The sequence below is a fragment of the Limosilactobacillus ingluviei DSM 15946 genome (genome assembly GCF_001435775.1).
Lineage (GTDB): Bacteria > Bacillota > Bacilli > Lactobacillales > Lactobacillaceae > Limosilactobacillus > Limosilactobacillus ingluviei.
In genome coordinates, this window is record NZ_AZFK01000083.1 from 44069 (window position 1) to 51259 (window position 7191).

Annotated in this window: 7 protein-coding genes; 3 read left to right on the forward strand and 4 right to left on the reverse strand. The window is 42.2% G+C overall.

Features of this window, described 5'->3' with window-relative positions:
• The first annotated feature begins 81 nt into the window (after positions 1 to 81).
• Positions 82 to 1416, forward strand: coding sequence for an MATE family efflux transporter (locus FC43_RS09220; protein WP_202812968.1), 1335 nt, complete (start codon positions 82 to 84; stop codon positions 1414 to 1416).
• A 3-nt stretch (positions 1417 to 1419) separates the two neighbouring features.
• Complete coding sequence (locus FC43_RS09225; RefSeq protein WP_056955456.1) at positions 1420 to 2094, forward strand: GntR family transcriptional regulator; 675 nt, start codon at positions 1420 to 1422, stop codon at positions 2092 to 2094.
• A 50-nt stretch (positions 2095 to 2144) separates the two neighbouring features.
• On the opposite strand, the gene FC43_RS09230 is transcribed toward FC43_RS09225, so the two are convergent.
• The 4 genes from FC43_RS09230 to kduI form a co-directional block, all read right to left on the reverse strand.
• Positions 2145 to 3209 (reverse strand): LacI family DNA-binding transcriptional regulator, encoded by a 1065-nt coding sequence (locus FC43_RS09230; RefSeq protein ID WP_056955457.1) that lies wholly within the window; start codon positions 3207 to 3209, stop codon positions 2145 to 2147.
• A 234-nt stretch (positions 3210 to 3443) separates the two neighbouring features.
• The gene (locus FC43_RS09235; protein ID WP_056955458.1) at positions 3444 to 5045 is read right to left on the reverse strand and encodes a tagaturonate epimerase family protein; all 1602 of its coding nucleotides are present in this window, start codon (positions 5043 to 5045) and stop codon (positions 3444 to 3446) included.
• Between the two features lie 272 nt (positions 5046 to 5317).
• The gene (locus tag FC43_RS09240) at positions 5318 to 5962 is read right to left on the reverse strand and encodes a bifunctional 2-keto-4-hydroxyglutarate aldolase/2-keto-3-deoxy-6-phosphogluconate aldolase (protein ID WP_056955459.1); all 645 of its coding nucleotides are present in this window, start codon (positions 5960 to 5962) and stop codon (positions 5318 to 5320) included.
• Positions 5963 to 5983: 21 nt separating this feature from the next.
• The gene (kduI, locus tag FC43_RS09245) at positions 5984 to 6829 is read right to left on the reverse strand and encodes a 5-dehydro-4-deoxy-D-glucuronate isomerase (RefSeq protein WP_056955460.1); all 846 of its coding nucleotides are present in this window, start codon (positions 6827 to 6829) and stop codon (positions 5984 to 5986) included.
• A 213-nt stretch (positions 6830 to 7042) separates the two neighbouring features.
• On the opposite strand from kduI, the gene FC43_RS11455 reads away from it, so the two are divergent.
• Positions 7043 to 7191: NAD(P)-binding domain-containing protein (locus tag FC43_RS11455; protein WP_420865149.1), on the forward strand; the 149-nt coding region annotated here is incomplete at its 3' end.

Below are 7191 nucleotides of genomic sequence, written 5' to 3' on the forward strand. Positions count from 1 at the left end.
AGGACTCATGCCACATGGAATGGCATGGGTCTTTTTTTGAAAGGATATTGAAGATAATGCACGGATCAACAGACTTAACTATTGGTCGTCCGCGACAACAAATCATCTTTTTCTCTCTCCCACTCGTTTTCGGAACAGTTTTTTCAACAATTATATAGTTTCATTGACTCGATTATTGTCGGACGATTAATTAGCAGTGAAGCTTTAGGTAGTGTTGGCGCAACCTATTCTTTGAGTTTTCTGATCATTGGGTTTGTACAAGGCTTTTGTGTTGGTTTAGGAATTCCGATTGCCCAAAGCTTTGGCGCTCATCATACTAAAGATATCCAACGATATTTTTGGAATAGTGTTTATCTATGCATTATTATTAGCACCGTCTTTGGCTTTAGTATGACAATCCTAACCCCTATCCTACTAACTATAATGCATACCCCTCAACAACTCTTACCAGCTGCAATTGCTTTTATTCAACCACAGTTTGCTTGGATTGGAATTACCGTTTTATATAATTTCTCAGCTAGTGTTCTGCGTGCTTTCGGAGATTCAAAGCATCCTTTTTATTTTTTAGTCGGTGCCAGCCTACTAAATATTCTGCTAGATTTATTTTTCGTTGGTAATCTAAAACTTGGCGTTCGCGGTGCTGCCTACGCAACCTTAATCGCCCAATTCACAAGTGGGCTTGCCAATATTTTTTGGTTAGTTACTAAAATTAATATGATAAAATTCAAAAAGGAATATCTGGCCTTTTCTTCCCATTATTTCTACCGACTAATATATATTTCAGTACCAATGGGGCTTGAATATTCAATCTCAGCAATAGGAGCAATTATCATGCAGTTAGCAATTAACGCCCTTGGTCCACAAGTGGTCATTGCTCAAACTGCCGGCGAAAAAATACGCCAAATGTTCACTTTACCTATGGAAAGCGTCGGTATGGGGATGGCAACATTTATCAGCCAAAATTATGGCGCTAAAAAAATCCAGCGCATTCGTCAAGGTATTCACGATGGTGTGACCATCCAAGTTGGATATTGCATTTTTTGCATTGCCGTCATCATGTTATCAGCTACCCCTCTCAGTTATTTGGTAATCGGTAAAAATCAGCACCTTATCCAATTATCAGCCCGTTATTTACGTTTGATGTCGCTCACTTTCTTTTTCCATGGTTCGTTAATGATCTATAGAAACACGTTACAAGGGCTTGGCTTTAGTATTGAAGCCGTGCTTTCTGGGGTTGGCGAATTAATTGGACGAAGTTGTGGTAGTTTGATCGCCATTGTATTAATGAGCTTCACTGCGGTTTGTTTCATTAACCCCGTTGCTTGGAGTTTATCTTTACTCTATTGTTACTGGATGGTTAACCGGAAATTAGCTAACATCACAACCTCTCTAACTTCTGACCAAAGGAGATTATAAACTATGGATAAGAATTACGATGAAGCCTACACTAAAATCAAGTATAAAATAATTCATTTTCATTACCTTCCTGGCGCTAAGGTTACGGAATCAACTTTTCGAAAAGATTTAGAAATGGGTAGAACCCCCGTTAGAGAAGCCTTAATTCGAATCGAACGAGAAGGGTTGATTAATGTAGTTCCCCAAAGTGGTACTTTCATTACTAAAATAAACATGAATACCGCTACGAATGGTCGGTTTGTACGTGAATGTATCGAACCTCAAATAATGCTGGAAGCGGTAATGAAAATCACCAGTCAAAACTATGTAAACCTTTCTCACAATCTTGCACAACAAACCGAAGCTATCACCAATCGCCAACCTGACCTTTTCTTTGACCTTGACCAAGAGTTCCATCGGGAGTTTTACGTTGCTGCTAACAAATTAGAAGTCTGGGACTGGCTGCAATTAAATAACATGCAGTTAAACAGATTCCGCCGACTACGCCTAAGAGTCCCTAATTTAAAATGGGAAACCCTTTCTAACCAACACGTTAAAATTCTTGATACTGTTCGTCAACGTAATGTCGATGAACTTTCCTTCCTACTACGCAACCACTTGCATCTTATGCTAGACGAACAGGAAAGCGTCATCGATCAATACCAAGATTACTTTGAGGAACCACTCACTAATAATTAAAATGGCATTCAAAAGAATTTATTGAAGATTCTTTTGAATGCCATTTTTAACTAGTTTATTTTTTTTACCGAGGACCTGACGATAATCTCTGAACTTATGACTTCTCGATCGACACTTTCATTTTCTTTTTTGCCTCGTTGTTCTAGGAGCCCCATTAATTTACTTACCCCTTTTTTAACAATCGTTGATGTTGGTTTCCGTACTGTCGTCAACGGTGGCATCAGATACTTCGAATAACTCATATCATCGAAACCAATTACTGAAATATCATCAGGAACCCTATACCCCAATTCAACACATGCATCTAGCGCTCCAACTGCCATATCATCATTCTCACAAATTACACAAGTTGGAGCTTTACCACTAGAAAGAATTTGACGCATCGCAATGTTTCCACTTCGCGGCTTATAATCCCCTTGACCTATAATTGCCTCATCCGGGTTTAGACCAGCTTCTCGAAGTGCATCCATAAAGCCGGCTGTTCTTTGACTAGCAGATTCAAAAGTTTCAATTCCTTGAATTAAGGCAAAATGACGATGTCCCATCCGAATCGCCATTTCCGTCACGCTTTTACTGCCCAAATAATCGTTAATAGCATAGTTGTTAACATCTTTATTTGCAATTCGACGATTCAATACAACTAGCGGGACGCCACTATCAATTACTTCCGCAATAAATTGGTCGTCAGATTTTGATTGACTAATAATAATTACGCCATCATAATTCGAGACAGATAGTGAATATTGCTCAATGTCCCGAATAGCTTTATCAATACTATTAATCGAAATTGAATATCGCGACGATAGCATACGTTGCGTCTGCTCAATTACTTCAGTCAGAAAGCTGGTTGAGGTCCCAGTTTCCAAATTCGTAAAAAAGATTCCAAGCACATAAGATCTGTTGGTAACTAAGCTCCGTGCATTAATGTTGGGCGTATACCCTAATTGCTTTGCTAACTCTGCAATTTTTTTACGTGTACTTTCTTTTACTAGCTCACTGCCGTTTAACGCTCGCGAAACTGTCGTATGTGATACTCCGGCAATCTTTGCCAAATCCTTAATCGTTATTGATTGATTTCGATTAAGGATTTCCTCCTGTTTGACATTTTTTGCCATTATCCCGAACTCCTTTCGCTATGCTAAACTCGTCAACTAAATATTATTAATCAATTTTACAATTTTTCGTTCTAAAAAGGCAAGAACCCGCGCTACATAATAATATTCGCAGATTCTCGCCCTTCCAGTGTAGATATTCAGTTTGCCGAAACTTATTCTAATGCTTTCTAAGCGGTTTGTCGAACACCTAGTTAGCACCAGTATGCGTTTGTTTTAGAGGCTGATCGTAATAATTTAGTATTCTTTAGAAATATCCGTCTTTGGTTCCAAAGCAGCTAAAGCTTCTTCCTTCGTCTTGTACTTGCCTTGCAACAAGTCGATGTGTTCTGCAATGTGGATGTTCAAGTACTTGTCGTACAGGTCTTGGTTCTTCAACAAAATGTCCCAGAACTTGTCGCGGAAGACGTAATGGTAGTTGTGCTTAAGGTTCATCAAGGAACCGTACATCGTGTGGAGCACTTGGCGGCCATCATCATCACTCAGCACGTCTACTACATTGTCAACCGTAACGTTTTCTGGCTTTGGTGCCTTCCCATCAGTTTGAGCGTTAAAGACGTAGAAGTCCTTCACATCATCCAAGTGTTCATAAGCATACTTGTAAAGTTCTACCATGAATTCTGGATCCTTGTGGGCAATGACCCGCAAAGCTTCCAGCCAGTTCGTACCAGCCGTCTTTACGTGCCAACCATTCTTAGCTACCCGGCCAATGATTTCGTAAACGGAGAGCTTATCGGAACCAGAGTGAATCGACAGCTTGTAGCCAAAGTATTCCGCGATCGCTTCGTGCAGCACAAATTCACGTTCAAAGCGGTCCTTGTCGCCAATGTAGTCGATTGCCTTTTGGAATTCACCGTAGAACCGTGGAGCCATCGTAGTTGGGACGATCCCGCGCTTGTGTAATTCGTTACCAAAGAAGAAGTGGTTCGGGTTCGTCGTTTGGTATGGCGTTTCATCCATTGAGATTTCGAAGTCCAGGTTGTATGGTACTACGAACTTCTTGTAGATATCAGCTGCAAACAGAATTGCCCCGTAGAAAGTCAAAACGGATTCTTCAACGTCGTGCTTAGTAAAGTGAACGGAGTTGCCGTTACCCAGGTCAAAGGTCTTGTCCAGGTAAGTGTCGTTGAAGTACTTCTTTTGGTCATCGTCCAAAGCGTTGAAAGTCTTATCCAGTTCTTCATCACTCATCGTTACCGCGTCGTTGTTGATGACATCCGTGCAGTCCAGAGTGATCATGGAGCAACCAACCTTAACGGCGTAGTCAACTTCGTATTCGGTCTTTACGTGGTCCCCATCAGCACCCCAACCAAAGGTGAAGCCTTCTTCAAAGACCGCCCACGAAGCGGACAGCAAAACATCGGTGTTCGTCCGGTGCATCAAAGTCAGTTCCCGGATTGATTGTTGGGCCAACACTGGCATGATCCCCGTCCCCTTGAACAGACGCAAGTGAGCGTTTGAGGCGTTACCCAGCCGGTCCCCCAAACCAAAGGTGTACTTATAGTTCCGCCGGGAAGTTGGCTTGATCCATGGGAACCGCTTAGCCAAAGCTTGGTTATTGTGGTCGGTCAAAGCGGCCGTGATCAGAGTTGAGTTTTCCCCCTTCAACGTTTCTAACGCGTCAAAGTCACCGATCGTCGGGTTTTCTTCGTAAACGACCAGAGTCTTAACCGTGTGGTCCTTTTCATCCTTAGTGTGGTAAATGAAGTAAACGTTGCGACGGTCTACTTGAACGGATGGTACATACACACCCGCATCCGATAAGCTTTCAACCTTTTCGCCAGCGTCAACTTTGGCAAGGATTTCTTCAACATCCTTCAACAACCCATTTAAATCCATTTTTAATCCTCCTACATTATGTTAACGAGAACAAATTTAACAAGAAACAGTTAGAATCGGTCGTTAACCGATCCGGACCGCTAAAGCTAGAGAACACTATTAACATTAGCAATCACAATGGAGCAGCTCTTATTTGATTACGCTTACATAATATCACGTTTTATTGTTCACGTGAAGCATTAATTTTGGCTTTTGTAATCATTTGGACATTCCGCTTTGCGAAAACAATTAAAAAAGCCCCTAACCGCCGGGGCTCGGAGCTCATCAATCACTTAATTTTGCTGCCATTCTCGCCACTTGGCAATGTATTCCGTCGCCTTTGCAGTCACGGCGGCATAATCATCATGTTTGGCAGGTTCTAGTAAGTCACCGCCGACTGCCACTACCTTTGCACCAGCCGCAAACCAATCTACTAAATTAGCAACATTTACCCCGCCAGATGGCATGACGTTTAAATACGGGAATGGACCATGGAATTCATCAATTACCATCGGCCCGGCTAGCTTACCCGGGAACAACTTTACCAATTCCGCCCCGTATTCTAATGCTTGTTGCGCTTCATTTGGTGTGTAAACGCCTGGCACATATGGGACCTGATATAAGTTGCACAAAAAGGCAACCTCCTTACTAAAAGTTGGACTAACAATAAATTTTGCCCCTGCCATAATTGCTAACCGTGCCGAAGTAACATCAAGCACCGTCCCGGCGCCAACGACAACATTGGTACCTTCGTAGCGATCCACTACCTGTTCAATCACCCGGCTTGCGTGGGGAACACTAAAAGTAAGTTCAATTCCCGTAATCCCGCCAGCTACCAATGCCTCGACCGTTTTAAGTGCTTTAGCTGGCGTTTCAGAGCGAATTACCGCAATTATACCTGTTTCAACCATCTTTTGAAGCAACTTTGCTCGTTTCATAAGATTTTCTCCCGTAATTTCTTATCGTAACTGATGCATGTCCACCATATCCATATCATCATAGGTCTGATTTTCGCCACACATCGCCCAAACAAACGCATAATTGGTCGTCCCAACTCCACTGTGAATGGAAAATGACGGATTAACAATTGCTTGGTCAGGTTCAACCCAAATGTGCTTGGTATTTTCAGGCACCCCCATAAAGTGACAAACGCGTGTCGTTGGGCTGCCAAACTCAGTGTATAGATAAGTTTCCATCCGTCGCGCGTGAGTGTGCGCTGGCATTGTATTCCACGCATTCCCCGGCTCTAACACGGTGTATCCCATTTGGAGTTGGCAAGTACCCATCACCGAAGCATCAATGTACTTGTAAATGGTTCGCTTATTCATGTGCTCTTGGTCACCCATTGGCATTTTTACCGCATCTTTAAATTGCAATCGACGAGTTGGATATGTCCGGTGTGCCGGTGTAGAAACAATATAAAATTTAGCTGGGCTCGCCGAAATTTTAGAACGAAAAACTACCCTTTTGGTTCCCATCCCAATATAAAAGCCATCGTGTGGGAACACCGGATAAGTTACTCCTTCAATTTCAACGCTCCCTTCACCACCAAGGTTAATAAAGCCTAATTCTCGGCGTTGCAAAAAGTAATCCACACCTAAATCCTTACTTAGTTCAACTTCTAACGCATCCTTTTGTGGCATTATTCCTCCAAAAATCATCCGGTCATTATAGGTATACGTTAGCAAAATTTGATCTGGAATAAAGACCTTCGTCATCAAGAACTCCTGTCTCATTTGTTCTGCATCATAGTGTGCAATATCCTGAGGACTATGTGCATATTGTACTTTCATTTTTGGCACCATTTTATTACCCACCCTTTTTTGCCTTTTTCCATAATATAGTCTTTCGCTCCCACTTGAGCAAGCGCTTACTTCTGTCGGAATCAGCATTTCCGTTGCTAGTAAAGCATTTGTTCACGCTAAAAAATATTTTAGCGAAGCTTTCTTTTTTTGCTTGATCTTGTATAATAGTGAACGTAAACATGTTTTAGTTAGATTAAGGAGTGTGACAACACAATGTCAGATCAAAAGGCACAAATTGGTGTGATCGGTCTTGCGGTCATGGGTAAGAACCTGGCCTTAAACATCGAAAGCCGCGGCTTCACGGTTGGCGTTTACAACCGCCACCGCGAACGGACGGACGAAATGATGCGCGACCACAGCGA

Excerpts from the sequence above, each read along its gene's own strand:
- kduI (WP_056955460.1), bottom strand. The coding sequence starts at position 6,829 with ATGGTGCCAAAAATGAAAGTACAATATGCACATAGTCCTCAGGATATT.
- FC43_RS09240 (WP_056955459.1), bottom strand. The coding sequence starts at position 5,962 with ATGAAACGAGCAAAGTTGCTTCAAAAGATGGTTGAAACAGGTATAATT.
- FC43_RS09225 (WP_056955456.1), top strand. The coding sequence starts at position 1,420 with ATGGATAAGAATTACGATGAAGCCTACACTAAAATCAAGTATAAAATA.
- FC43_RS09235 (WP_056955458.1), bottom strand. The coding sequence starts at position 5,045 with ATGGATTTAAATGGGTTGTTGAAGGATGTTGAAGAAATCCTTGCCAAA.
- FC43_RS09230 (WP_056955457.1), bottom strand. The coding sequence starts at position 3,209 with ATGGCAAAAAATGTCAAACAGGAGGAAATCCTTAATCGAAATCAATCA.